The organism is Anaerococcus rubeinfantis (assembly GCF_001487145.1).
Lineage (GTDB): Bacteria > Bacillota > Clostridia > Tissierellales > Peptoniphilaceae > Anaerococcus > Anaerococcus rubeinfantis.
The window spans coordinates 486,226-510,738 of sequence record NZ_LN913016.1 but is presented as its reverse complement, the minus strand read 5'-3'; the positions used below and the strand labels follow the sequence as shown (position 1 = coordinate 510,738).

The 24,513-nt window shown below is 28.1% G+C and carries 22 protein-coding genes and 1 other annotated feature; of the genes, 4 read left to right on the top strand and 18 right to left on the bottom strand.

Annotation, left to right across the window (positions count from 1 at the left end; all coding sequences use genetic code 11):
• Positions 1–3: 3 nt before the first annotated feature.
• The 8 genes from trpS to hpf form a co-directional block, all read right to left on the bottom strand.
• Positions 4–1,101, bottom strand: coding sequence for a tryptophan--tRNA ligase (gene trpS / locus BN3265_RS03350; RefSeq protein WP_058990146.1), 1,098 nt, complete (start codon positions 1,099–1,101; stop codon positions 4–6).
• A gap of 36 nt (positions 1,102–1,137) precedes the next feature.
• On the bottom strand, positions 1,138–2,247 hold the full coding sequence (gene prfB, locus BN3265_RS03345; protein WP_058990145.1) for a peptide chain release factor 2: 1,110 nt from the start codon (positions 2,245–2,247) through the stop codon (positions 1,138–1,140).
• Positions 2,248–4,962: a preprotein translocase subunit SecA gene (secA, locus tag BN3265_RS03340; protein WP_058990144.1), complete on the bottom strand. Its 2,715-nt coding sequence runs from the start codon at positions 4,960–4,962 to the stop codon at positions 2,248–2,250.
• A 129-nt stretch (positions 4,963–5,091) separates the two neighbouring features.
• On the bottom strand, positions 5,092–5,520 hold the full coding sequence (aroQ, locus tag BN3265_RS03335) for a type II 3-dehydroquinate dehydratase (protein WP_058990143.1): 429 nt from the start codon (positions 5,518–5,520) through the stop codon (positions 5,092–5,094).
• Complete coding sequence (locus tag BN3265_RS03330; RefSeq protein ID WP_058990142.1) at positions 5,501–6,988, bottom strand: shikimate kinase; 1,488 nt, start codon at positions 6,986–6,988, stop codon at positions 5,501–5,503. Before BN3265_RS03330 ends, aroQ begins: the two co-directional genes overlap by 20 nt.
• A complete protein-coding gene (gene aroA, locus BN3265_RS03325) occupies positions 6,989–8,218 on the bottom strand; it encodes a 3-phosphoshikimate 1-carboxyvinyltransferase (protein WP_058990141.1) in 1,230 nt (409 codons plus the stop codon).
• Complete coding sequence (aroB, locus tag BN3265_RS03320; RefSeq protein ID WP_058990140.1) at positions 8,205–9,236, bottom strand: 3-dehydroquinate synthase; 1,032 nt, start codon at positions 9,234–9,236, stop codon at positions 8,205–8,207. The genes aroA and aroB overlap by 14 nt, the downstream gene beginning before the upstream one ends.
• Before the next feature lie 111 nt (positions 9,237–9,347).
• Positions 9,348–9,881 carry a ribosome hibernation-promoting factor, HPF/YfiA family gene (hpf, locus tag BN3265_RS03315; RefSeq protein ID WP_058990139.1) on the bottom strand — a complete coding sequence of 178 codons (534 nt, stop codon included), beginning with the start codon at positions 9,879–9,881 and terminating at the stop codon, positions 9,348–9,350.
• A gap of 113 nt (positions 9,882–9,994) precedes the next feature.
• Between hpf and BN3265_RS03310 the strand changes: the two genes are divergently transcribed.
• Genes BN3265_RS03310 through BN3265_RS03295 form a run of 4 tightly spaced genes read left to right on the top strand, consistent with a single transcriptional unit; the run spans position 9,995 to position 14,005 of the window.
• Positions 9,995–11,905: an alpha/beta hydrolase family protein gene (locus BN3265_RS03310; protein ID WP_058990138.1), complete on the top strand. Its 1,911-nt coding sequence runs from the start codon at positions 9,995–9,997 to the stop codon at positions 11,903–11,905.
• Positions 11,902–12,777, top strand: coding sequence for a YihY/virulence factor BrkB family protein (locus tag BN3265_RS03305; RefSeq protein ID WP_058990137.1), 876 nt, complete (start codon positions 11,902–11,904; stop codon positions 12,775–12,777). Before BN3265_RS03310 ends, BN3265_RS03305 begins: the two co-directional genes overlap by 4 nt.
• Positions 12,777–13,469, top strand: a complete 693-nt coding sequence (locus BN3265_RS03300; protein WP_058990136.1) for a radical SAM protein — start codon at positions 12,777–12,779, stop codon at positions 13,467–13,469. Before BN3265_RS03305 ends, BN3265_RS03300 begins: the two co-directional genes overlap by 1 nt.
• Positions 13,469–14,005 carry a 5-formyltetrahydrofolate cyclo-ligase gene (locus BN3265_RS03295; protein WP_058990135.1) on the top strand — a complete coding sequence of 179 codons (537 nt, stop codon included), beginning with the start codon at positions 13,469–13,471 and terminating at the stop codon, positions 14,003–14,005. The genes BN3265_RS03300 and BN3265_RS03295 overlap by 1 nt, the downstream gene beginning before the upstream one ends.
• A gap of 539 nt (positions 14,006–14,544) precedes the next feature.
• Here the strand turns inward: BN3265_RS03295 and serS are convergent.
• The 10 genes from serS to BN3265_RS03240 form a co-directional block, all read right to left on the bottom strand.
• The gene (gene serS, locus BN3265_RS03285) at positions 14,545–15,834 is read right to left on the bottom strand and encodes a serine--tRNA ligase (RefSeq protein WP_058990133.1); all 1,290 of its coding nucleotides are present in this window, start codon (positions 15,832–15,834) and stop codon (positions 14,545–14,547) included.
• 38 nt (positions 15,835–15,872) lie between these two features.
• Positions 15,873–16,039, bottom strand: a binding site (T-box leader).
• 35 nt (positions 16,040–16,074) lie between these two features.
• A complete protein-coding gene (locus BN3265_RS03280) occupies positions 16,075–16,737 on the bottom strand; it encodes an NAD(P)H-hydrate epimerase (protein ID WP_058990132.1) in 663 nt (220 codons plus the stop codon).
• Positions 16,738–16,745: 8 nt separating this feature from the next.
• Positions 16,746–17,705 carry an ATP-binding protein gene (locus BN3265_RS03275; protein WP_058990131.1) on the bottom strand — a complete coding sequence of 320 codons (960 nt, stop codon included), beginning with the start codon at positions 17,703–17,705 and terminating at the stop codon, positions 16,746–16,748.
• Entirely contained in the window at positions 17,702–18,463 is a 762-nt protein-coding gene (locus BN3265_RS03270; protein WP_058990130.1) for a DnaD domain-containing protein, read from the bottom strand. Before BN3265_RS03270 ends, BN3265_RS03275 begins: the two co-directional genes overlap by 4 nt.
• A complete protein-coding gene (locus BN3265_RS03265) occupies positions 18,453–19,016 on the bottom strand; it encodes a GNAT family N-acetyltransferase (RefSeq protein WP_058990129.1) in 564 nt (187 codons plus the stop codon). The genes BN3265_RS03270 and BN3265_RS03265 overlap by 11 nt, the downstream gene beginning before the upstream one ends.
• Position 19,017: 1 nt before the next feature.
• Positions 19,018–20,340: a replicative DNA helicase gene (gene dnaB, locus BN3265_RS03260; protein ID WP_058990128.1), complete on the bottom strand. Its 1,323-nt coding sequence runs from the start codon at positions 20,338–20,340 to the stop codon at positions 19,018–19,020.
• Complete coding sequence (gene rplI, locus BN3265_RS03255; protein ID WP_058990127.1) at positions 20,340–20,780, bottom strand: 50S ribosomal protein L9; 441 nt, start codon at positions 20,778–20,780, stop codon at positions 20,340–20,342. The genes dnaB and rplI overlap by 1 nt, the downstream gene beginning before the upstream one ends.
• Positions 20,761–22,764 carry a DHH family phosphoesterase gene (locus BN3265_RS03250; RefSeq protein WP_058990126.1) on the bottom strand — a complete coding sequence of 668 codons (2,004 nt, stop codon included), beginning with the start codon at positions 22,762–22,764 and terminating at the stop codon, positions 20,761–20,763. Before BN3265_RS03250 ends, rplI begins: the two co-directional genes overlap by 20 nt.
• Positions 22,761–23,648, bottom strand: coding sequence for a DUF2232 domain-containing protein (locus tag BN3265_RS03245; RefSeq protein ID WP_058990125.1), 888 nt, complete (start codon positions 23,646–23,648; stop codon positions 22,761–22,763). Before BN3265_RS03245 ends, BN3265_RS03250 begins: the two co-directional genes overlap by 4 nt.
• Before the next feature lie 117 nt (positions 23,649–23,765).
• Positions 23,766–24,512, bottom strand: a complete 747-nt coding sequence (locus BN3265_RS03240; RefSeq protein ID WP_058990124.1) for an ABC transporter ATP-binding protein — start codon at positions 24,510–24,512, stop codon at positions 23,766–23,768.
• Position 24,513 lies beyond the last annotated feature (1 nt).

The window sequence follows — 24,513 nt, the reverse complement described above, 5'->3', positions numbered from 1 at the left end:
TATTTAATTTTCGTATTCATGATCATATTTTATTTGAAGTTCAGAAATTAATTTTTTATCATCAAAGTAATTTATTCCCATAGCTTCTTTGACCTGGTCAAGTTTCATTTTTCCATAATCACTTGCTTCTTTTGAACCATTTTCCATAATTTCAAAAAGTTTAGAAATATCTTTTGCGTAATATGCTCTTCTTTGTCTAATTGGTTCTAGAAAATCTTCTAATACTTTATTTAAGAATTTTTTAATTTTTACATCACCAAGGCCACCTCTTCTGTAGTGGTCTTTTAATTCATCCAAATTTTTATATTCTGGCAAGAATTTTTCAAAATGATAATCTTCACAAAAAGCATCAAGATAGGTAAAGACAGTATTTCCTTCAACCTTTCCATGATCAGATACCTTTATATGACCTGGATCTGTAAACATGGCCATAACTTTTTTCTTTACTTCATTTTTTGAATCTGATAAGTAAATACAATTATTCAAGGACTTACTCATTTTGGCATTTCCATCAATTCCAGGAAGTCTTCTGCAAACTTTATTTTCTGGAATTACAGCCTTAGGTTCCCTAAAAATTTCTTTATAAGTGCTATTAAATGATCTAACTAATTCTCTTGCTTGCTCAAGCATCGGCTCTTGGTCTTCCCCAACTGGAACGATATTTGAGTCAAATAAAATTATGTCTGAAGTTTGGCTTACAGGATAAATTAAAAATCCTGTTGGAAGGCTTGTTTCAAAATTTTTAGATTTTATTTCGCTTTTAACTGTAGGATTTCTTTCAAGTCTTGATAGGGTAACTAAATTTAATAAATAAAAAGTTAACTCTGTAAGCTCTTTTACATATGATTGAACAAAAAATGTTACCTTATTTGGATCAAGTCCAACTGATAAGTAATCAAGCATAACTTCTGTAATATTTTCTCTGATTTTTTTTGGATTATCAAAATTATCTGTGAGGGCTTGGGCATCGGCAATCATTACGTACATTTTGTCATAATTTCCCTCATTTTGAATTTTAACCCTATTTCTCAAAGATCCAACATAATGACCCAAGTGGAGTTTTCCTGTTGGTCTGTCACCAGTTAATATTATATCTTTCATTTTTTCTCCTTGTTTTAATAAAAAATAAGGGAAAGATTATTCCCTTCCCTTATTAGCTAAATATTCATCTATAAATCCGTCAATATCTCCATCCATTACACTTTCTACATTTCCAACTTCAAAATTTGTTCTATGATCTTTAACCAAAGTGTATGGGTGAAATACGTAAGATCTTATTTGACTTCCCCAAGCTATTTGGGTGTAATTTCCTTGAATATCTTCAATTTTTTCCCTGTGTTCTTCTTCTTTTATTTGGGTAAGTTTTGCCAAAAGAAGTTTCATCGCAGTTTCTTTATTTTGAGTTTGACTTCTTTCAGCCTGACTTGATGCTATGACTCCTGTAGGAATATGGGTAATTCTAACAGCAGAATCAGTTTTATTTACGTGTTGACCACCAGCCCCACTTGACCTATAAGTGTCAATTCTTAAATCTTTTGGATCAATTTCAACACTCATATCGTCATTTAACTCTGGGAAAATATCAACTGAAGCAAAAGAAGTATGGCGTCGTTTTGATGAATCAAAAGGAGAAATTCTAACAAGTCTGTGGACTCCCTTTTCCCCTTTTAAGTATCCATAAGCAAAAGGACCTTTGACGTGAATTGTGGCAGATTTAATACCACCTGCTTCTTCATTATTTAAATCTGTAATATCAAATTTAAAATTACGTCTTTCAAAAAACCTGGTATACATTCTCATAAGCATCTCTGCCCAATCAGTCGCTTCAAGTCCACCAGCCCCTGCGTGAATTACAAGATAAGCGTTATTTTTATCATATTCTCCATCAAGCTCAGTTTTTATTTTAAAAGATCCAATTTCTTTTCTTAAAGAATTTAAGATTTCTTCTATTTCATCCAAACTTTCCAAATCTTCATTGCTTTCTTCAATTATATCCAAAAGATCAGACTGATCTTTTAAATCATCTTCAAATTTACTAAAAGTTTTGAAATTTTCTTTTTTATCGGAAAGGTCTGCCATTATTTCTTGGGCTTTTTGGCTATCATCCCAAAAGTCTTCTTTTAAAGTTTCTTTTTCGATTTCTTTAATTTCTGCATTTATCTTTTTAGGGTCAAGATGGGATCCAATCATCTCTAGATTTTTGTCAAGTTCTTTAATGATTTCTCTTAACTCATAAATTTCTGCCATCTAATTACCCTTAATATTTCCTTTTTTGGCTTCTCTTTTCAATCTTCTTCTTTCTGCTCTGTTGGTAGCCTCTTCTGGGTTTTCTGGATTTTCAAATCCTTCTTCTTCAGGTTTTAATACTTGTTTTCTTTCAATATTTTGTCTTATTTCAACACCCATCATAAGCCTTACAGTTTCTTCTTGGATGGCATTTGTCATCTCTTCGTACATATCAAATCCAGTATTTGTATAAGCTCTTACAGGATCATCATTTCCCATTGCTCTTACGCCAATTTCTTTTCTCATTTGATCCATTGAATCGATGTGTTCCATCCATTTTGTATCTATAACCCTTAATAAAACAACTCTTTCAACTTCTCTCATATTTTCTTCACCAAATTGTTTTTCTTTTTCTTCATATTTATTTAGAGTTGTTTGGTAAATATAATCTATGAGTTTTTCTTGAGTAAAATCATTTATATTTTCAAATCTTAAAAGTTCAACTGGAATTGCTATTGATTTTAAATGGTTAAGTAGGGCTACCATTTCCCAATTTTCAGGTTTTACTTGTGGGTTTGTAAATGAATAAACGGCTTGGGTGATTGAATCTTTAATCATTCCAAGAATTGAATCTCTCATGTTTTCCCCATAAAGAACTTGTTTTCTTTCATTGTAGATAATTGTTCTTTGTTTATTCATAACATCGTCGTATTGAAGAACTCTTTTTCTTGTTGCAAAGTTATTTGCTTCTACTCTTGTTTGAGCTTTTTCAATTGATCTTGTAACCATTTTTGAAACAATTGGTTCATCTTCTGGATAATTGTAGTTTTCTACAAATTTTGAAATTTGCTCTCCAACATTAAGTCTAATTAAATCATCTTTTAATGAAATGAAAAATCTTGATCTACCTGGATCTCCTTGTCTTCCTGAACGTCCTCTCAATTGGTTATCGATTCTTCTAGATTCGTGTCTTTCTGAACCAATTATATAAAGTCCACCAACTGCTCTTACTTTTTCAGCTTCTTCATCAATACCTGGTTTTACTAGAGATTTATAATGTTTATATTTTTTTCTAGCTTCTAAGATTTCTTGGTTATCTGTTTCTTGGAAGGAGTCAACTTGTTCTAATAATTCTTCAGAAATTCCTTCTCTTTTTAATCTTTGTTTTGCCATGTGATCGGCATTTCCACCAAGCATAATATCAGTACCACGTCCTGCCATGTTTGTAGCGATTGTTACTGAACCAAATCTACCAGCTTGAGCAACTATATCAGCTTCTCTTTCGTGGTTTTTAGCATTTAGCACAACGTGTTTAATTTTTTCTTTTTTAAGAGCTTTTGATAATTTTTCAGAATTTTCAATTGAAATTGTACCAACAAGGATTGGTTGACCTGTTGCATGAACTTTTTTAATTTCTTCAATTATTGCATTATATTTTCCGTTTTCGTTTATATAAACGTGATCAACATCATCAACTCTTTGGATTGGTCTATTTGTAGGAATTTCTACAACGTCAAGATTGTAAATTTCTGAAAACTCTTCTTCTTCTGTTTTTGCAGTACCAGTCATTCCTGACAATTTATCATACATCCTAAAATAATTTTGGAAGGTAATTGTTGCAAGAGTTTTTGATTCTGATTGAACTTCAACTCCTTCTTTTGCTTCAATTGCTTGGTGAAGACCATCTGAATATCTTCTTCCTTGCATGATACGACCTGTAAATTCATCTACAATCATTACCTCGCCATTATTAACAACATAGTCAATATCTCTTGTCATTGTTGTATTTGCTTTTAGGGCATTGTTAATATAGTGGGCAAGCTCTAAGTGTTCTGGGTCTGATAAGTTTTCAATTCCAAAGAATTTTTCAGCTTTTGCTGTACCTTGTTCTGTAAGGTTTGATGATTTTCTCTTTTCATCAACCAAAAAGTCTACTTTTTCTACAACAAATTCCCTATCAAAAGGATCTTGGTCCAAATCTTCGTTTGGATCTAAAATTCTTCCCTCAAGACCTTTAATAAACTCATCTGCTTTTTTATAAGTATCTGTAGATTCGTCTCCTTCTCCAGAAATAATAAGTGGAGTTCTCGCCTCATCTATCAAAATTGAATCGACCTCATCGACTATGGCATAATGAAGTCCTCTTTGAACCATGTTGTCTTTATAAATAACCATGTTATCTCTTAGGTAATCAAAACCAAATTGGTTGTTTGTTCCATAAGTTATATCACAATTATAATTTTTTTGTCTTTCAGAATTTGTAAGTCCATAAATAATGCAACCTACACTAAGACCTAAAAATGTATAAATTTTTCCCATCCACTCTTGGTCACGCTTTGCTAGGTAATCATTTACTGTTACTATATGGACTCCTTTTCCATCAAGTGCATTCAAATATGCAGGAAGAGTTTCTACTAAAGTTTTTCCTTCTCCTGTTTTCATTTCTGCAATTTGTCCATTATGTAGAACAATTCCTCCGAGTAATTGAACAGGATAGTGTTTCATTCCCAAAACTCTATCACTTGCTTCCCTTACTGTTGCAAATGCTTCTACCAAAATATCATCAAGACTTTCACCGTTTTTTAGTCTTTCTCTAAATTCATCTGTTTTTGCTTGTAACTGTTTATCTGTTAATTTTTGCATGTCTTCATCTAGTGCTAAAATTTTGTCAACTAATTTTTGGTTGTTGGCAATTTCTTTTTGACTAAATGATTTAAATATATTAAATAACGCCAAATCTTTCACCTCTAATTCACTCTATATCCTACCCTTTTTTTGTCCTTTTATCAACGAGTAAGATTAAACTATCACTTATATAATATTAAATGAAAATTTATCAAATGTAAAATAAATTATTCAATTTATTCAAAAATTTTCTTTAAAATATTTAATCGCATCAATATAGCCGTCAAATCCCTTGCCTTTTATGGTTTTTTTTGCAAAATAAGATACGTAGGATTTTTTTCTAAATTCTTCTCTGTTTTCAATATCAGTCAAATGCACTTCAACTGTTGGAATATTTACAGCCTTTAACGCATCCAAAATTGCAATTGATGTGTGGGTGTAAGCTGCAGGATTTATAATAATTCCATCGTATAAATTGTAAGCTTCTTGAATTTTATTTATAATTTGCCCTTCAGAATTTGAATGGTAAATTTCTATTTCTATATTATTTTCATTTGCAAAATCTTTTATATATTTTATCAAATCCTTGTAATTTTTATTTCCATAGAGATTTTTCTCTCTTATTCCAATCATATTTATGTTTGGCCCATTAATAACTAATATTCTCATAAAATTTCTCCTCGATTTTCTTTGCACAAGTTTCTAAATTATTATTTTCCACTTCAAAGTCCTTAAATTTATCATATAAATTTTTTCTTCTATTATAAATATCAATAATTTTATATTTTTTTGAAAGAGGCCTTCCATCAAGTGCTAATTTTTCTAAATCTCTTTTTACATTTACAATCAGAGAATTTTCTTTAAGCCTATAATAATTTTCTTCTTTTTCAACAATTCCACCGCCACAACTTATAACTAGGCCTGTTTTTTTTGAAAATTCTTTAAGTATTTGGCTTTCCTTATCTCTAAACTCATCTTCTCCATATTTTTTGAAAAATTCTTCTATATTTCCGTAATTTTTTTCAAATTCTAGGTCAAGGTCAACAAATTTTCTATTCATATTTTTAGCCAAAATTTTTCCAAGAGATGTTTTTCCTGATCCTGGCATTCCAATTATGGCGAGATTTGTTTGATCTTTCAATAAGGAATTTCTAATACTATTAATCATAGAATCATCTAATTTTTTATCCAAAAATAATTCACAAGCTTTTACAGCTTGGGCAATTAACATATCAATCCCACAAGCATATTTTATATTTTTTAATTTTCCATCAATTAAAATTTTTGTCATGTTTGGATTATAAATTAAATCCACAACAGCCTCTAAATTTTCAAAATTATAAAGCCTTATATCTTTTAAAAACTCTCCATTATTTGGATACATACCAACTGGAGTTGTATTTACAATTATTTCAAAATCCCTATAATCTTTTTCATCTTTAAACAATGGCTTAAATCTTCTTGATAAAAATACAATTTCTTTTGCGCCCATATCTTTCAAAACTTCTTCTACCGTTTTTGATGAGGCACCCTTTCCCAAAATTAGACATTTTTTTCCATTAACTTCAATTTTGTTTTTTTTAAGATTAAAGAAAAATCCGAAATAGTCAGTATTATAGCCGTAAAGTTTTCCGTTTTTATTTACTATTGTATTTACTGCTCCAATTTTTTTTGCCTTATCCGATATATAATCAAGGTATTTTATTACAGTTTTTTTGTAGGGAATGGTTACATTTATCCCCTTAAAATCTTTTTTTTCAAAAAATTCGTCCAAATCTTCTTCATTTTTTTCAAAATATTTGTAAGAATAAAGGCCGATTTTTTCATGAATTATTTTTGAATAAGAATGACCTAATTTTTTTCCCAAAAGTCCATAATTTTCATTTTCTTTTTGTAGGTTTTTGGATTGGTCCATTATTTCTTGGTAAATTTCTACAAAATATTTTCCGTATTTTGGATTATCTTCTTTGATTTTTTCTAATATTTCTTTTTCTCTAACTGGATCATAAATTTTTTTATTGTGAGAAATTTTATATTCCCTAACTTTTTTTGAAAGGTCGAATCTTTTTTCCAATAAATTTATAATTTCTTCATCAATTTTATTAATTTGATTTCTAATTTCTTTTAAATCTTCCATTTAAGCTCCTAAATACTCGATTTTTCCTCCTAATTTTTCAAAAGTTTTAAAAAATGAAGGATAAGATTTATTTACTGCCTTGTAATTTTTTATAATAATGTCATTTTTTGCCATTAAGGATCCTATACTTGCTGCCATAACGATTCTGTGATCGTTAAAGGAGTCGACTTCTCCTCCTATGATTTTTCCAGAAATTTCTAGTCCATCTCCAACAATTTCACACTTTGCACCCAAATCATTTAGCATTTTTGAAGTTGATTTTAACCTATCACTTTCTTTTAGCCTTAATCTTTTTCCATTTACTATAGAAGATTTATTATCAAGAAAAGTAAGTAAGACTGCTACTATAGGACAAAGATCTGGAATTTGGGAAATGTCTATGGTTAGTTTTTCATTTTCTCTTTTACATTTTTTTATTTTTTTGCAAATTTCTACAATTTCCCTATCTTTTTGCAAGGAATCTTCCTTTAAATTATTTATTTTTATCTTAGAATTTATAAGATTTGCCCCATAAAAAAAGGCCGAATTTGACCAATCGCCTTCTACATAATAATTTTTTGTAGATTTTATTTGTGGATTTTCTATAAAATAGGAATTATCTCCTTTTTTAACATCAACTCCAAAGTCCTTTAAAACTTTTCTTGTTATATCAATATAGCCAATTGATTCTGGTTTTTCTTTTAGTTTTATATAGGTTTTTCCAGCTAATTTGCTTGCAGCAAGCATGATTGAGCTTATGTATTGGCTAGATTTATTTTCCAAAAATTCAAATTTGCCCGATTTTAATTCTCCTTTTACTGAATATGGAATTTTGTCAGATGAAATTTCTAGACCGTTTTTTCTTAGATTATTTATTAATTCGAGATTCGGCCTTTGACCAAGTCTTTTTTCCCCGACGATTTTTGTACTTTTTGAAAAATGAGAGCAAACTCCAGTAAAAAATCTCAAAGAAGATCCTGATTCATACATGTCTATAATAGAATTTTCTCTTTTTTCTTTTGGGGGATTTATTTTTACAAAATTTTCATTTTTTTCGATTTCTACTCCCAAATTTTTTAAAGCCTCTATTGTAACATTTATATCTTTTGAAAATTCATTTATATAAACATTTGTTGGATCATCGCTAAGTCCTGCCAAAATCAAGGCTCTGTGAGCAAAAGATTTTGAAGAAATAGCATCAATTTCTCCTTCAAGCCTTGATGGGTGGATTAAAATATTATCTGTTCTCATAAATTTTCCTTAAATCCTTAAAATCTATATTTAAAATCTCGCAAGTTCCAAGTTTTTTTACAACAATAATGTTGATTTTATCTTTTCTTGATTTTTTATCTAATTTGCAAATTTTTATAATCTCGTCTGTATCAAAATCTATATTATAATCTAGGTCATATTTTTTTAAAACTTTTACAAAATCATCGTAAAATTCTTTGTAAAAATTTTTGACCATAATTTTCATACCAAGAGCAACCGCATGACCGTGACTAATTTTAAAATTTGAATTTATTTCAATTGCATGGGCAAAGGTGTGGCCATAATTTAAAATTTGCCTAATACCAAAATCTTTTTCATCTTCTTTAACCACATCTTTTTTTATATCCAAGCATTTTTTTATAATTGATGGGAGATTTTCATAAGTTTTACTTACATTTTCTTTTGAAATTTCATCAAAAATAGACTTATCCCTAATCATTCCATATTTAATTGCTTCAGCCAAACCGTCCTTAAAATAATAATCAGACAAAGTTTTTAAAAACTCTGTATCTATAAAAACTTTTTTGGGTTGGTAAAAGCTTCCACAAAGATTCTTACCTGCCTTTAAATTTACTGCAGTTTTTCCTCCAACCGATGAGTCAATTGAAGATAAAAATGTCGTAGGAACCATTATAAAATCAAGTCCTCTTAAATATAAAGAAGCTGAAAGAGCTGAAATATCTCCAACAACTCCACCACCAAAAGCAATAAACAAATCATTTCTTCTGTATTCATTTTCTGCTGCAAATTCTAAAATTTTTACCAAATTTTCAGTAGACTTTGATTCTTCTCCATTTTCTAAAATAAATTTTTTATAAGAAAATCCTTCTAGCTCTTTTTCAAGTTTTTCTCCATGAATTTTATATACCAAATCGTCGCTTATCACTAAAATTTTTGAATTTTTATAATTTTCTATTAAATACCTATTTAATTTTTCTATAATATTTGAACCTATTTCTATGTCGTAGGGATTTTCCAAATCTACACTTAATTTCATATTTTTCTCTTTCTTTTTTATAAAATATTTTCAAAATTTACTTAAATATATTATATCAAATTATAGGCAAAAAAATACTGCTGCAAATTAACTTGCAGCAGTTAAATTATTTTATTCAGGAATAATTAATCCGTAATGTCCATCTTTTCTTTTATATACAAGTCTAGTTTTCATTTCCTCATCGTCAAGGTATATAAAGAAATCATGATTTAAAAGTTCCATTTGCATACAAGCTTCCTCATCGCTCATAGGTCTTAGGACTATTTCTTTTTCTCTTTTGATTTTTGGAAGGTTTTCTTCCTTTTCTTCTTCATAACTTTCAAATGATTCAAATTTGATTGACTCGCCGTTTCTTCTATTTCTTTGAAGTTTTGTTTTTTGTTTTCTAATTTGACGAACCAAGGCATCAATTACCTTATCAATTCCAGTTGAGAAATTATCATTTACCTCTTCTGCCCTTAAAATTGTTCCGCCTTTTAGAAAAATGGTTGATTCAACTTTTTTTAAATTACCTTCGGTAGAAAATTTGAGGTCCATTTCTTCTTCCTTGTTGAAATATTTGTCAAGCCTATCAAATTTTTCTTGAGCTTCTTCTTTTAAGCTTTCATAAACATTTATGTTTTTGCCTTTAATATTAAGTTTCATATTGAACCTCCATCGTTTTGATATTATATATATACCCTTATAAAGTTTATGTAAACCTTTAGTTTTTTCTTTATTAAAATATATTGTATAATGAGATAAAATGAGGAGGAAATATGGAGAAAACAAAAATTAATGATATTTTGACTTACGATTTTTATTCAAATCTTGAAATATCAAATGATCAAAAATTTCTTGCATTTTTAAAAACAAATGCAAATTTTAATAAAAACAAATATAATTCCTATCTTTATCTTTTCGATATAGAAAAAAACAAAAAATATAAGATTTCTGAAAATAGTTCAATAAATCAATTTATTTTCGATGAAGATGATAATTTAATTTATAAGGAAAAATCAGACGATGAATTTGATTATTTTTATAAAAAAGACAGGTCTATGGCAGTAGGAGAACTTGATTTTAAAATAAATAAAAATGTATCCTACCTTAAAGACTTAAAAAATGGATATTATCTAATAAAAGCAAGTGAAAAAAAAGAAAAAAAACAAATAGAAGAAGAAAAGGAAAATTCTTTTTACAAAGAAATTACAAAGCTTCCTTTTTACTTTAATGGTTCTGGCTTTATAAAAAATGACCCAGTAAGTCTTTATTTATACAAAAAAGATGACAAAAGTTTAAAAAAATTAAGAGAATTTTCTAATGAAAATTTAAATGCCTTTGCCATTAATGAAAAGAAAAATAAACTTGCCCTTGTTGTTGGAAAAAATGACAATGAAGTTTCAAGGCTAAGAGAAGATTTAATAATTTTAGATTTAGAAAAAATGGAAGAAAAAACCATAATAGAAAATATTTTTTCCTATTATGATGTATTTTTTGATGAAAATGATAATTTGATTTTTGTTGGAACTGATATGAAAAAAGGCGGAATAAATGAAGATGCCTTTATTTATAAAAGTGACCTATCAGGAAATTTCGAAAAAATTTCCCCAGAAGATTTTGACAAATCCTTTGGAAATTCTATAGGAAGTGATGCAAGAGTTGAATCTTTTAAGACTTTCTCATACAAAAATCAAAAACTTTACTTTATAGTTACAGAAAAAGAAGAATCAAAACTTTATTCATTAGACAAAAATAAAAATTTAAAACTAGAAATTTCAGGTTGTGTTGAAGATTTTGTGGTTTCTGATGAAAATATTTATTATTTTGCCATGACAGAAGATAGACTTTCCCACCTAAAAGATAAAAAAAGTGGAGAAATTTTACTTGATAATAAAATTAATTCATCTATTGGACAAATAGAAGAATTCTACTATGAATCAAACGGAGATAAAATTAGAGGCTATGTCCTTCTTCCAGTAGATTTTGATGAAAACAAAAAATATCCAACACTTTTATCAATCCACGGTGGTCCAAAAACTGAACTTTCAAATATTTTCCACCACGAACACCAAGTTTTTGCAAATGATGGATATATAATTATTTATACAAACCCTCACGGTTCAAGCGGAAATGGTGTAAAATTTTCTGATATAAGAGGAAAATATGGTTCAATTGACTACCAAGATTTGATGAATTTTACAGATTTAGCAATAAAAAAATTCCCACAAATTGATAAAAATAAAATGGGAGTTTATGGAGGATCTTACGGTGGTTTTATGACAAATTGGATTATTTCTCACACAAACAGGTTTAAGGCTGCAAATTCTCAAAGATCTATTTCAAATTGGACTTCATTTTATGGAACTTCTGATATTGGATATTATTTTGGACCAGACCAAACAGGAGCAAATCCTTGGGATAATTTAGAAAAAATGTGGGATCAATCTCCAATAAAATATGCCAAAAATGTAAAAACTCCAACTATGTTTATTCACTCTGATGAAGATTATAGGTGTCCATTGGAACAAGGTCTTCAAATGTATACAAGAATAAAAGAAAACGGAGTCGAATCAAAAATGTATATTTTCCACGGAGAAAATCACGAATTATCGAGATCAGGAAAGCCAAAAGCAAGAATAAAAAGACTTGAAGCAATAAAAGAATGGTTTGATAGGTTTTTAAAATGAAAATAAATCAGAGAAATTTTAAAAAATTCATTGTGAATTTAATCGAAAGGATAAAAAATCATGACCTGATGACCCTTGCCTCTTCCCTTTCATATTATTTTTTGTCAGCTGCCATACCCATGCTTTTAGTTTTATCAAACTTGGTTACAAGATATATGAAAGGAAACGAGGATGTTGTAATTGATTATATAAAACTTTTACCAGATTCAATAAGAGGAGTAATAATGGCTATTGTAAAATCTATTATTGATTCCTCTTCAGTTTCTACAATTTCAACCATAACTTTAATATTCGCCCTCTGGTCAGCGTCAAAAGGAGTTTCAAAATTAATTCTTGCTATTAATGTAGCCTATGGTCTTGAGGACGATCATTCATTAATAAAAAATAAAATATTTGGATTTTTGTACACTTTCGTATTAATTTTTATCCTTATTTTTATTTTTTTATTAAGAATCTATTCTAAGGGAATATTTAATTTGATTGATGATGTTCTAAAACTTGTAAATTCCGACTTTTCTATAAAAGAATTTTCTTGGTTAGTAAATCTAATTTCTGGAATTGTTCCACCACTAATTTTAATATTTGGCCTAAGCCTTCTTTACAAATTTGCCCCCTACAATGACTCTGTAAAAATAAGTTTTAAAGATGCTTTGGTTGGATCAATTTCAACAGGAATTATGATTACAATAACAAGTTTTGCCTATTCATTTTTCTTAAATAATTTAAGCAATATGTCAGTAATTTATGGAGCTCTTGCTGGAATAATAGCCCTTTTGGTTTGGATGCTTTTATTTTCCCTTACTATAATTTTGGGAGCAGAAATTACAGCAGCTTATATGAAAACAAAAAACACTTTTAGGAAGTTAAAATAATGGAAAGATACGCAGAAATTGATAAAAAATATAAAAGAGAAATAGTACTTTTAAAAGCAAGACCTTGCAAGTGGGGAAAATGTAGGTTTTGCGATTATATAGAAGATAATGAGCTTGATAAAGAAAAAATTGACCAAATAAATAAAAAAATTTTGGAAAAAGTCACAGGAAAATACGGAGTTCTTGAAGTTATAGATTCAGCATCATTTTTTGAATTAACAGAAAATACAAAAAAAATGATAAAAGACCTTGTCGATTCAAAAAATATCCACACCCTATTTTTCGAATGTCATTGGATCTATAGGAAAAAAGTCCATGAAATTAGAGAATATTTTAAAAACCAAAAAATAATTCTTAAAACTGGAGTAGAAACTTTTGACAATGATTTTCGTGAAAATTATTTAAAAAAAGGAGCAAGCTTTAAAACTTACGAAGATGTTTTAAAATATTTTGATTCTCCTTGCATTATGGTTGGAATAAAAGGACAAACAAAAGAAATGATTGAAAATGATATGAATATAATTTTAAATCATTTCTCCCATGCAACTGTAAATGTTTTTAATGAAAATTCAACCGATGTAAAAAGAGATGATGAACTTTTGGCCTGGTTTTTAGAAAAATATCATGAAAAATTAAAGCAAAATCCAAAAATTGACTATCTTTATAATATAACAGATTTTGGAGTCGGCTGATGAAAAATGAGCTTAGACGTTATTTTATAAATAACAGAAAAAAAATCAGTAAAGATAATAAAAAAATTTGGGATAAAAAAATAAAAGAAAAGGTCATAGAAAGTGATTTTTATAAAAATGCCAAATCAATTTTTATTTATTATTCAACAGATGATGAAATTGATACAAAAGAAATAATAAAAAAAGCATTTTTGGATAAAAAGGAAGTTTATATACCAAAGATTATAGGAAAACATCAAATGAAGGCAGTTTTACTAAGATCATTTGATGATCTTGTTAATGGAAAATATAAAATTAAAACATCAAAATTAGAAATAACAAAGGAAAAAATCAACCTTACTATAGTTCCAGGCCTTTCATTTGATGAAAATAAATACAGACTTGGTTATGGCGGAGGATTTTATGATAATTATATAAAAAATCACAAGTCCTTTTACATCGGTTTATTTTACCAAATAAATAAATCTTACAAATTAAATTTTGATCATTTTGACCAAAAATTAGATTTAATAATTACAGATAAAAAAATATTCTAAGAAAAAACTCTAAAGTTTAATTAAAAGCTTTAGAGTTTTTCTGTATATTTTAAAAAATTATAGATATTATAGAAAAAATAGAAACACAAATTATAAGTAGATTCCAAAATAAAGACTTATTTTTATATACCAAAACAAAATTTACAAAAAATATAATATAAAAAATAAATGTGATTAATTTAGCTAAATTTTCAGGCACCTTATATCCAAAGTAAGAACTAACTATAAGAAAAATCATAGCTATAGCAAAAATCGCTCTTATAATTTTATAATATAAATTATCCTTTAGCATTTCAAAATTCATATTATTCCTCCCATAATGAAATATTTTTAATTTTGAGTTTTTATTATTGACTTATATTATAATTTTATTATAAAGAAAATTATAATCATTCTCAATACTTTTTGAGAAAATTTTTGCTAATAATTTATCATTACTTAACTGTATAAAATTCTTGTTTATCTAAATAAGACAGCAAAGTTAAGTTTTTCCTAACTTTGCTATCTTTTAATTTTTTATTTAAAGCTAAATAATACTATTATTTATTTTTTGGAACAAGTTTTTCCATTCCGCCCATATACATTTGTAGTGGTTTTGGAATTTTAACTGATCCGTCTTCTTGTAATAAGTTTTCTAAAAATGCAATTAACATTCTTGGAGGAGCTACTACTGTATTATTTAATGTGTGGGCAAAATAATTTCCTTTTTCTCCTCTTAATCTTATTTTAAGTCTTCTTGCTTGAGCATCTCCAAGATTTGAGCATGAACCAACTTCAAAATATTTTCCTTGTCTTGGGCTCCATGCTTCAACGTCACAAGATTTTACTTTTAAATCTGCCAAGTCTCCTGAACAACATTCGAGTGTTCTTACAGGAATTTCTAAAGATCTGAAAAATTCTACAGTATTTTGCCACAATTCATCATAAAATTTCTTTGAATCTTCTGGTTTACAAATTATAACCATTTCTTGTTTTTCAAATTGGTGAATTCTATAAACTCCACGTTCTTCAATTCCGTGAGCTCCAACTTCTTTTCTAAAACATGGTGAATATGAAGTCATTTTTAATGGCATATCATCTTCGTCTGTGATAGAATTTATAAATTTACCAATCATTGAGTGTTCACTTGTTCCGATTAAATATAAATCTTCTCCTTCGATTTTATACATCATATCTTCCATTTCAGAAAAGCTCATTACGCCTGTAACAACGTCAGATCTAATCATAAATGGAGGAATGTGGTATTCATATCCCTTATCAATCATAAAATCTCTTGCATAAGAAAGAATTGCTGAATGAAGTCTTGCTATATCTCCTTTTAAATAATAAAAACCAGCACCTGATGTATCCCTTGCAGAATCTAAATCAATTCCATTAAATGTTTCCATAATGTCAACATGGTAAGGAACTTCATAATCTGGAGTTACATTTTCACCAAATCTTTCTATTTCTACATTTTCTGTATCATCTTTTCCTATTGGAACTGAATCGTCAATCATTTGTGGAATGACTTGCATTTTTTCTTTTAATTGGTCTTGGAATTTTCTTGTGTCTTCTTCAATTTGAACAAGTTTTTCATTTATATCTGAAACCTCTTCTTTTACTTTTTCAGCCTCATCTTTTTTTCCTTGACCCATAAGAGCACCAATTTGCTTTGAAGTTTTATTTCTTTTTGCCCTTAAATTATCTCCCTCAGTTTTTACATCCCTTAATTTTTCATCAAGTTCAATAACCTCATCTACCAAAACTAATTTTTCATCTTGGAATTTTTTCTTAATATTTTCCTTAACTAGTTCTGGATTTTCTCTAACAAATTTTATGTCTAACATTTTTCCTCCTAAATTTTTTACAAAAAAATCCCGTCCCAAAAAGGGACGAGATTATCGCGGTACCACCCAATTTAATGAAATAAATTCATTCACTTTAAAATTTATAAGCTCAAAGACGGATTCATTAACTTTCACCAAAGATTTTCACCAACCATCTTCTCTCTAAAGGCTATTTTTAATTACTACTTCTCATCACAGCTTTATTCAATTAATTCTAATATACTTTTATTTTTGTTTTTTTCAAATATTTATAAATTTTTCGATTGCGATTTTTGGAAGGCCTATATCACAAACTACAGTTTTATCTCTAAAATAATTGTCTTCATAAAGACCCTTTTTTAAAATTTGCATGCAAACAATTAAATCACTATCAACATAAGATCCATAATTATTTTCACCATTTGCATCAAAACCTGAAGGAATATCTATGGAAATTGTGTAGATATTTTTTTCATTTATTAATTCAATAATATTTGCATAAATTCCAGAAACAGGTCTATTTAAACCAGTTCCAAAAATCCCATCAATAATTGTATTAACCTTATCAAGATTTTCCCTCAAAAAATTCATATCTTCAATAGTTTCAATTGGATAAATTTCTTTCGTAAGATTTTTACAAGCATTATAATTAATTATAAAATCCTTGCTCGCCTTATTTTTATTTCCAATAATATAAATATGGCAATTTTTTCCAAGTGCTAGCAAATTTCTTGCAAGAGCAAGTCCATCAGCACCATTATTTCCACAAGAAACAATAATTGCAAAAGAGTGCCTAATATCAAGATTAATATTTTCCATCACAGAAAGTGCTGCCCTTTCAACCAAACAAAGAGATGGAATTTTAATCTCGTTTATGGCATAGCTATCAATATTTTGCATGGTTTGTCTATCTACTACAAGCATAATATCTCCTAAAATAAAAGTCTTAAATCTTCTCCAAAAATTTCCATTACATCGCTTGAACCAATTATTCTTGAAAAAATCCTATCCCCATAAAACTCCATAAGCTCATCTTCAGAATAATTTGATGAAAAAATTATAGGTTTTTTGTTAATAATCCTATCATTAACAATTTCAAATAAATTTGATTCATTAGAATTTCTATCATTTTCACTTCCTAAATCATCAATTATCAAAAGATCAGACTCGAAAATTAAATCATACATTCCCTTTAATTCTTCTTTCCTTTCAGAAAAGGCATACATATAATCGTTCATAAAAGAAAATAATTTTGTGGCTGTAAGATAAAGGACTGAATAATTTTTATCCAAAATCTCCTTTGCTATAGAATTTATCAAAAAAGTTTTTCCCCTTCCAACATCTCCAAAAATATAAAGATTTCTGTAAGATTTTGGAAAATTATCAGCATAGGCCTTGGCCTCATTTGCAACTCTTTTTATATTTTCATAAGGACTTATTGGATAATTTTCGTATATATTTTTTGAATATAAATTTGGATTAAAAGTCCTAAAATTTTCTCTTTGAACAAGTCTACTTATATTTGATTGGGTATATTTTTTCTCAATTATAAGTTTTTTCCTACAAGAACAGGTTTTTGTATTTACAAAACCAGTGTCTTTGCAAATTTCACAATAATAGTGGATTTTTAAATAATCTTTTGGATAGGAATTTTTTACTAAAATTTCCTCTTTTTCCCTATCAAGATCCCTTAATTTTCTTTTAAATTCTTCTACATCCATTCCACCTTGGGCGATTTTTGCTCCTTGCTGACCAAGTGATGCAATAGTTTTATCAATCACCATAATTCTTGGAAATTTTTCGTAGATTTCTTTTTTTCTTTTTTCTTGATTTTTCAAACTATCAATTCTTCTTTTTTCAATTATTCTTGAAATATTATCATTGGGACTCATTTTCTATCCCCTCCTTCAAGAATTCTTCTAAATCTTTCTTCTCTTGCCTTTTCGGCAAAAGATTTTTCATTTGGATTTCTATTTTTTGACCTATAAACTTTCTTTGCACTCTTATATTTTCTTGGAGATTTTTCCCTCAATAATTTTGCTCTTTCTTCTTTTATTTTTAAATCATTTAAAGAAAAAACACTTTGGTCTCTCCAAGTTTTTAAAAATCCCATTACATATTTAACATCAACATTATTAACTTCTTTTGCCTGCCTAAAAGCTTCAGTAACAAGCTCAGGATCTTGCTTATATTCTTCCAAAGTTTCTTGGATTCTTCTAATATCTTGGGGAGTTAATTGTCTTTGGATAATTCTTTCAACCTGGTCAAACATAACAGATTTTCTTTTTGAAATATCAAGCATGGTTTCAGCTCCCACTTCATTAGAATTTCCAAAGTAAGCTTGTCTTAGAGAAATTATTTCAAAATAAAAACTCCCATCGCCCCTATCTTTTTTCCTAAACACACCCATATTTATCCAATATGAAATTATTTCATTCATTTTCTCATCATCGAAAAGGAGTTGTTTTTTTATTTTTTCTAAATCAACTTCTCCACTAGATTTTAAATCCTTATATATAAGCAAAAAAACTTTTAGGCTATCACCGTCTGCCATGGGAACATATGTATTTAAAAACATATTTTCAAATGAAGTTTCCCCCATATCCAAACTTAAATTTTGAATTTTAAATTCCAAATTATTACCTTCCATCTTTTCTTATTTTCATTTTTGTAATTAAACTATAAATTTTTCCATTTCTTGTAAAAAAATATTGGTCATCTGGAAAAACTTCCTGATTTTCAAAAATTTCTGTAGTATTTCCAATTTTTTTAAAACCCAATTTTTCGTACAAAGAAATTGCCCTTTTATTAAAATTATTTACATCAAGGTTTAGCTCGTAAAATTTTAAATCATTAAAATAATAATCAAGTAAAATTTTCATAGCCTTATAGCCAAAACCCTTCGATGTATATTTTGGATCAAAAACAATGCCCAATTCACTTTTTCTTAAAATTGGATTGTAATTTTTTAGACCAATAAAGGCAATAAATTCATCGTTATCAATTTTTCTTACTGCAAAATATCTTTTTCTATAAATATTTACATTCATAAACCAAACTTCGCAGTCAATTTGAGAAAAATTTCCATAATTATAGCCTTTTAGTCTTTCATCATCGTTCATTGACCATTTTCTTAAATCATAGGCATCATCTAAGTCTAATTTTTTTAAATATATGTCTTCGTCTTTTCCAATTATTTTCATTTTAATCTTCGTGTTTTAAATCTTTAAAAGTCGTACATTGTTTGTGGAAAAATAATTCCATAAGCCCTGTCGGTCCATTTCTATGCTTTGCCAGAATTACTTTTGCAACATTTGGATTATCGTCTTCATCATAATAATCTTCTCTAAACAAAAGCATAACAACATCAGCATCTTGCTCGATTGCTCCAGATTCACGAAGGTCTGATAAAATTGGCTTGTGGTCAGATCTTTTGTCGGCCTCACGAGATAATTGGGCAAGAGATAAAACCGGACAATTTATTTCTTTTGATAAAGATTTTAATCCTCTTGAAATTTGTGCAATTTCTTGTTGCCTATTATCAAATCTTCCCTCGCCTGTCATAAGTTGCAAATAATCAATTACAATTAAATCTAAACCTTCTTCAGCTTTTAACCTTTTGCACTTACTCCTAAGCTCTGATAAAGTTATGCCTGGAGTTTCATCAACATAAATTTCTTTTTCCTTAATTTTTGTAATTGCATTTATTATTTCAATCCACTCGTCAGCTTCCAAATTTCCTGTAATTATTTTTTCAAGATCAATCATTGAAACCATAGAAATTAATCTTTGATTTAATTGGTAGGTTGACATTTCTAGTGAAAAAAATGCAACCGATTTTCCAGCATTTGCCGCATTCCAACCCATAGTAAGTCCAAGGGCAGTTTTTCCCATGGCAGGTCTTGCTGCAAGTAAAATTAATTGTGCATTTTGAAGACCTGATAATTTGTTGTCTACACTTGAAATTCCTGTAGTAACTCCTGTGATTTTTCCATCATTTAAACTTAAAAGCTCCAATTGTTTGATTGTTTCATCCATAGTTTCAGAAACTCTTACAAGACCTTTTTCAAGATTTTTTTGGCTTATTTCAAAAATTTTTGATTCTGCCATCTCGATTACTTCTTTGGCATCCTTTTTTTGCTCGTAAGATTTTCCAACTATTTCATCGCAAGCTCCAATTAAAGCCCTAAGCAAGGCTTTTTCTTTGACATTTTCACAGTATTGGTCCATGTTTGGAGTATAAAATGAGGAGAGTGTTATCTCTAAAATAAACTTCTCTCCCCCAACTTCTTCCAAGATGTTTTCTGATTTTAATTTTGAAATAAGACTTACTTCATCTATTTTTATATCTTTTTGATACATATTAACTAAAGTCTTATAAATTCTTTGGCATCTTGAATCATAAAACTCATAGGGCTTTACCAATTGTATAGCCTGGTCTATGGTTTCACTTTTTTTAATTATACAACCAATTATGGCCATTTCTGAATTAATGTCACTAGGCATTTGCCTGAGAGACTCTTCCATTATTCAGCCTCTACATTCACTTTTAATTTTGCAGAAATTTGTTGGTAGAGTTTAATTACAACTTCATATCTTCCTAAGGAATCAATATCAGCCTTTTCAATTTTTTTCTTATCAACTTCTATATTTTTCTCATCAAGAGCTTTTTTGATATCCATATTTGTAATTGAACCAAATAATTTTCCATTTTCTCCAGCTTTTACCTTGATTGTTACTTCAGTATTTTCAATTTTTTCTTTATTTTCATTAGCTTCTTTAATATTTTTATCTTCTTCTTTTTGAAGCTCTTTTAAGTGTTCATTAAGTTTAGCTAAATTTTCTTTATTTGCTTCTACACCAAGATTATTTGGTAAAATATAATTTCTAAAGTAACCTTGTTTGACATTTACTACTTCACCTTTTTTACCAATTTTTTTAACATCTTCAGTTAATATTATCTTCATCTTGTAATTCCTCCTCTAAATATTCCTTAATTGCTTTTTTAAGCATAAGTTCTGCTTCTTCAATACTCATATCAAGTTGGGTTGCGGCTGAGGTCAAATGTCCTCCTCCTCCAATTCTTTCCAAAATTAATTGAACTGAAATATCTCCCAAGCTCCTTCCTGATATGTGAATTTTATCGTTTGATTTTGTCAAAACAAAACTTGCCTTAACACCTTTTATGTTTAATAAATCATCAGCTGCTTGACTTGCTATTAAAGTTGATCCATCCATTTCCCTATTAAAATGACCAATTGCTATAAAATCATAAACAACTGTCGAATCAGCTATAACTTCTGATTTATATTTAACTATTTCAAAATCATCTTTGAACATTCTTTTAATGATTATAGAATCTGCTCCCCATCTTTTTAAAATTGATGCGGCTTCAAAAGTTCTTACTCCAGTTTGGTAAACAAAATTTTTAGTATCAACAGTTAAACCTGCAAGAAGGGCTTCTGCAACTGGAACCCTGGCCTTAAATGATTCATCAAAATAATTTAAAATTTCTGTTACAAGCTCACTTGCACTTGATGCATAAGGTTCAATGTAAGAAATTGTAGCATTTCTTATATAATCATTTCCCCTTCTGTGATGATCAATTATTACAATTTGATCTGTTTTATCCAAAAGTGATGGAGCTTCTGTAGAATTTTTTCTATGATTATCGGTTACAATTACCAATGATCCTTGGTCCATTAACTCCAAAGCCTTAATTTCTGTAACTATATCTTCCCTAAAACCTTGTAAATCTTCAACTGTTCTATTATATATATTTTCAATTGGTTTGTTTACATCATTTAAAACGAAATAACAATCTTTTCCAATACTTTTTATTCCCTCATAAATTCCAAGAGCTGATCCAAAAGAATCCATGTCTGGATTGTTGTGGCCCATGACAAAAACTTTTGATGAATTTTCTACCATTCTTTTTAAAGCTTGAGAAATAACACGACTTCTTACTTTAGAAATTTTTTCTGTAGCTTTTGATTTTCCTCCAAAATATTCGTAATTATCTCCTTCTTTAATTACAACTTGATCTCCCCCACGGGATAGGGCAATATCTATTGAAATTCTGGATTCTTCGTAAATATCAAATGGTTTTGATCCTGATAAACCTACACCAACTGATAGGGTTGGTTGGATAGAATTTCCTTTTTTGACATCCCTTACCATATCCAAAATTTTAAATTTACTGTCATAAATCTTTTTATAATCTTCATAATGAATCATTACCATGTACCTATCATTTTCATATTTTCTGACCATGGCACCATATTTGTCAAAATAATTCATTATTAGCCTATCAATTTCTCCAGTAAGTGATGACCTGTCACTTGCCTTTGTTGATTGTCTTAAATCATCAAAATTATCAATATACATCGTTAAAACTACAAGTCTTCTGTCTTTAAATATTTTTTTAATATTTTCATCACTTGTATTGTCAATTCCATAGACAAAGGTAAGCTCATCATCAAATTTGTCTCTTTTTATTGTAGAATAGTAAAATTCATAAACCTTATCATAAATATCTACCCTAATAGGATCAGTTGATTTTTTTGTAAAATCAATTGAATTAAAGTCTGCTATAAAATTATTTACGCTTTTTCCTATTAAATTTTTGGCTTCGAATAATTCTTTAAAATTAGAATTGTGCCATTTAATTATTTTTCCGTCTTCCAAGATTACTATAGGAAATGGCATTTGAAATACTACGTTTTTAGTTATTTCATCAAAAGAATAATCCATCTCATCTATATAGGCTTGAAAATAATCTTCATTATGATCATCAATTTTTTTTATATAAAAATATAACAAAGCCACAAAAATTAGACCAATTGTTGCAAATATTTTTTCATAAAAAAATAAGACTAAAGAAATAATAAGAGGCACTATCAATATAAATATATAATTTTCTTTTGTAAAATACCTTAATTTATCTTTCATCTTATCCTCACTTTTTTTCTAAAATTAACAAATGTATCAATAAAACCAATAAGGGCGATTATTTCTCCTGCATAGGAAAATAATATAAACATTAAAAACCAGTTAAAGACTCTTGACAATCTGTTTTTCCTTAATGCTACAAAATAATCTATAAGTAAAATTCCATTCAAAGAAAATATTAATTTAAAAGTCATGATTGAATTTAAATATATAAATTCTTCTGAAAATCCTAAGACTTTACTTAAAAGTATTGCAAGAATCAAAGAAGCAAAAATAAGTTTTAAATCTTTAACTTCAATTCTTATCGTATTAATCCTTCTTAAATCCCTTATATTTTCATCTCTATAATTTAAGTAATTTCTGACCAATTTTAAAGAAATCATACTATAAATTAAAGAAAAGAAAACCATAAGCGATGGCATAGTTTTTAGACTTTTTCTTATTATTTCCTTATCAAATTTAAAATCTTGTTCAACAAATACTTGCTCTACGTTTTTTACTAAATCATTTATTTTAAAGTCTGTCTTAGTGTAAAGATACCCAATAATCGCCAAAGATAAAACTGAAAATATTAGTGTAAGAATTTTTATAGAATCCTTGTCAGTTTTATTTCTTTTAATTATGTAAAAAATTACAAGCCCAGAAATTAACATTGGAAGCATCAAAAAATAAGCTAATTTTCTATCAATTAAAGCCAAAATTAATCCGCTTACAAATAAAAATATTGGTTTATTTTTATCATCCAAGTCCCACAATTTTATCGCCGTAAAAATCGGCACACAAAATGCAAAAATCAAATAATATGTAGAAAGAAAAATAAGTCCTACATTTATAAGTCCAAAGATTATTGCACTCACCTTTTCATTTTTTTTAAAATCAACCATAAAAATCCTTTCTATTTTTTTAGGATGTTTATCACATAGATTATACGATTTTTAATAAAAAAAAGCTAACCTAAAAATAAGGTTAGCAATAATTTGAATTTTTATTTTAAAAATAAACTAATAATTTAAAATTTTTAAAATTTTATTTCTATATTCAATAAATTTTTCACTTGTCCTATCTCTTGGATAATCCAAATTTATATCTACTACTTCTTTAATCCTTCCAGGTCTTGGCTCCATTATTATAATTTTTGTAGACATATAAACAGCTTCTTCAACATCATGGGTCACCATAATCATAAGATTTTTAATTTCTTGCCACAAATTTAAAATTTCATCTTGCATATTCATTCTTGTAAAAGCATCAAGGCTTCCCAAAGGCTCATCAAGCAAAAATATTTCTGGTTTTGCAATCATAGTCCTAATTAATGAAACTCTTTGGGCCATTCCTCCTGATAATTCTTTTGGATAAGAATTTTTAAATTCAACAAGTCCTATTTTTTGTAGCATATGATCAATTTCTTTCTCGTCAATTTTCTCTTCATTTTTTAATGATCCAGAAAACCCTACATTTTCACCAACACTAAGCCAAGGAAAAAGTGTAGGTTTTTGAAATACCATTCCCTTTCTTGATGATGGTTTATCTATAATTTCCTTATCTAACAAAATTTCACCTTGACTTGGTTTTATTAGGCCTGAAATTAATCTTAACATGGTTGATTTTCCACAACCTGATGGTCCAACTATTGAAACAAATTCATTATTTTTTATTGATAAATTTATATTTTTTAGGGCGTGAGTTTTTTCATCTTCGTCGATTTTTTCAAAAACTTTTGATACGTTTTTTAATTCTAATTTTTCCATT

Bases quoted from the DNA above. Each gene is read 5' to 3' on its own strand.
- BN3265_RS03250 (WP_058990126.1), bottom strand. From the start codon at position 22,764: ATGAAAGATAAATTAAGGTATTTTACAAAAGAAAATTATATATTTATA.
- BN3265_RS03330 (WP_058990142.1), bottom strand. From the start codon at position 6,988: ATGGAAGATTTAAAAGAAATTAGAAATCAAATTAATAAAATTGATGAA.
- BN3265_RS03280 (WP_058990132.1), bottom strand. From the start codon at position 16,737: ATGCTTGTAGTAGATAGACAAACCATGCAAAATATTGATAGCTATGCC.
- BN3265_RS03270 (WP_058990130.1), bottom strand. From the start codon at position 18,463: ATGGAAGGTAATAATTTGGAATTTAAAATTCAAAATTTAAGTTTGGAT.
- BN3265_RS03310 (WP_058990138.1), top strand. From the start codon at position 9,995: ATGGAGAAAACAAAAATTAATGATATTTTGACTTACGATTTTTATTCA.
- trpS (WP_058990146.1), bottom strand. From the start codon at position 1,101: ATGAAAGATATAATATTAACTGGTGACAGACCAACAGGAAAACTCCAC.
- prfB (WP_058990145.1), bottom strand. From the start codon at position 2,247: ATGGCAGAAATTTATGAGTTAAGAGAAATCATTAAAGAACTTGACAAA.
- BN3265_RS03300 (WP_058990136.1), top strand. From the start codon at position 12,777: ATGGAAAGATACGCAGAAATTGATAAAAAATATAAAAGAGAAATAGTA.
- dnaB (WP_058990128.1), bottom strand. From the start codon at position 20,340: ATGGAAGAGTCTCTCAGGCAAATGCCTAGTGACATTAATTCAGAAATG.
- hpf (WP_058990139.1), bottom strand. From the start codon at position 9,881: ATGAAACTTAATATTAAAGGCAAAAACATAAATGTTTATGAAAGCTTA.
- serS (WP_058990133.1), bottom strand. From the start codon at position 15,834: ATGTTAGACATAAAATTTGTTAGAGAAAATCCAGAACTAGTTAAGGAA.
- BN3265_RS03240 (WP_058990124.1), bottom strand. From the start codon at position 24,512: ATGGAAAAATTAGAATTAAAAAACGTATCAAAAGTTTTTGAAAAAATC.
- BN3265_RS03275 (WP_058990131.1), bottom strand. From the start codon at position 17,705: ATGAGTCCCAATGATAATATTTCAAGAATAATTGAAAAAAGAAGAATT.
- BN3265_RS03265 (WP_058990129.1), bottom strand. From the start codon at position 19,016: ATGAAAATAATTGGAAAAGACGAAGACATATATTTAAAAAAATTAGAC.
- BN3265_RS03305 (WP_058990137.1), top strand. From the start codon at position 11,902: ATGAAAATAAATCAGAGAAATTTTAAAAAATTCATTGTGAATTTAATC.
- rplI (WP_058990127.1), bottom strand. From the start codon at position 20,780: ATGAAGATAATATTAACTGAAGATGTTAAAAAAATTGGTAAAAAAGGT.
- aroQ (WP_058990143.1), bottom strand. From the start codon at position 5,520: ATGAGAATATTAGTTATTAATGGGCCAAACATAAATATGATTGGAATA.
- BN3265_RS03245 (WP_058990125.1), bottom strand. From the start codon at position 23,648: ATGGTTGATTTTAAAAAAAATGAAAAGGTGAGTGCAATAATCTTTGGA.
- BN3265_RS03295 (WP_058990135.1), top strand. From the start codon at position 13,469: ATGAAAAATGAGCTTAGACGTTATTTTATAAATAACAGAAAAAAAATC.
- aroB (WP_058990140.1), bottom strand. From the start codon at position 9,236: ATGAAATTAAGTGTAGATTTGGAAAATCCCTACGACATAGAAATAGGT.
- aroA (WP_058990141.1), bottom strand. From the start codon at position 8,218: ATGAGAACAGATAATATTTTAATCCACCCATCAAGGCTTGAAGGAGAA.